Here is an 841-nt window from a genome sequence, read left to right as displayed (position 1 = left end):
GCTGATGCGATCTCCGGACCGGTAGCTCTCGCCGTAATTGATCAGGCTGGTACTGTTGGAAGGCTTGATCAGCCTCGTCACCCCAATCTCCAGCATAGCTCACTGTCACGCGGCCAACGTGCCTCCGTAGCTAACATCTACGTCAGCGTTGAAGAAGTACCCTGCGCCACGGGATGTTTTGACCAGGCGAGGGTTGGCCGCATCAGCCTCCAGCTTTCGGCGCAAGCGCATGATTAGGACATCGATACTTCGATCGTACACCTCTTCTCCACGCACACGGCTCGCGAGCAAAAGCCGTTCTCTGGATAGCACGTTGCGGGGGTTCTCCAGAAATGCGATCAAGAGATTGAACTCACATGCGGTAAGCTTGACCTCGCCACGCTCCGCACAGATCAGTCGCCGCTGCTTCACGCTGAGCTTCCAGGCCCCAAAGCGAAATGAGCGCTGCTCTCTGATTCGCGGACTAGAAATGCGCTGGCGTAGCGCTACTCGAATGCGGGCCAAGAATTCGCGCATCCCGAAAGGCTTGGGAATGAAATCGGTTGCGCCGAGCTCCAGTGCAACCACTTTTTCCGCCTCATCAAGCCGGTCGCCGCTGATCACTATGATAGGAACATCCGATTTTGTCGCCAGATTGCGGACGATCGCAAGTCCATCCTCCCGGCCTAGGTTAAGGTCAACAACCACGAGATCGACTGGCTCACGTGAAAGAACATAGTCAAACTGCTTGCTATCGTGGACTGCGGTTACCTTCAGGGCATGCATCGTGAGATACTCGGCGATGAGGCGCCGCATTGCGGCATCATCGTCAATGACAAGAACATGTTTCAACGGCACACCT

Annotated in this window: 1 protein-coding gene; it reads right to left on the bottom strand. The window is 55.8% G+C overall.

What is annotated here, in order from left to right:
• Positions 1 to 105: 105 nt before the first annotated feature.
• On the bottom strand, positions 106 to 831 hold the full coding sequence (virG, locus tag NKJ06_RS35585) for a two-component system response regulator VirG (protein ID WP_352550936.1): 726 nt from the start codon (positions 829 to 831) through the stop codon (positions 106 to 108).
• Positions 832 to 841: the final 10 nt, after the last annotated feature.

The organism is Mesorhizobium sp. M0293, from assembly GCF_040321735.1.
Classification (GTDB): Bacteria; Pseudomonadota; Alphaproteobacteria; order Rhizobiales; family Rhizobiaceae; genus Mesorhizobium.
The sequence above is the reverse complement of the archived record's forward strand: the minus strand, read 5'-3'. Positions and strand labels throughout refer to the sequence as shown.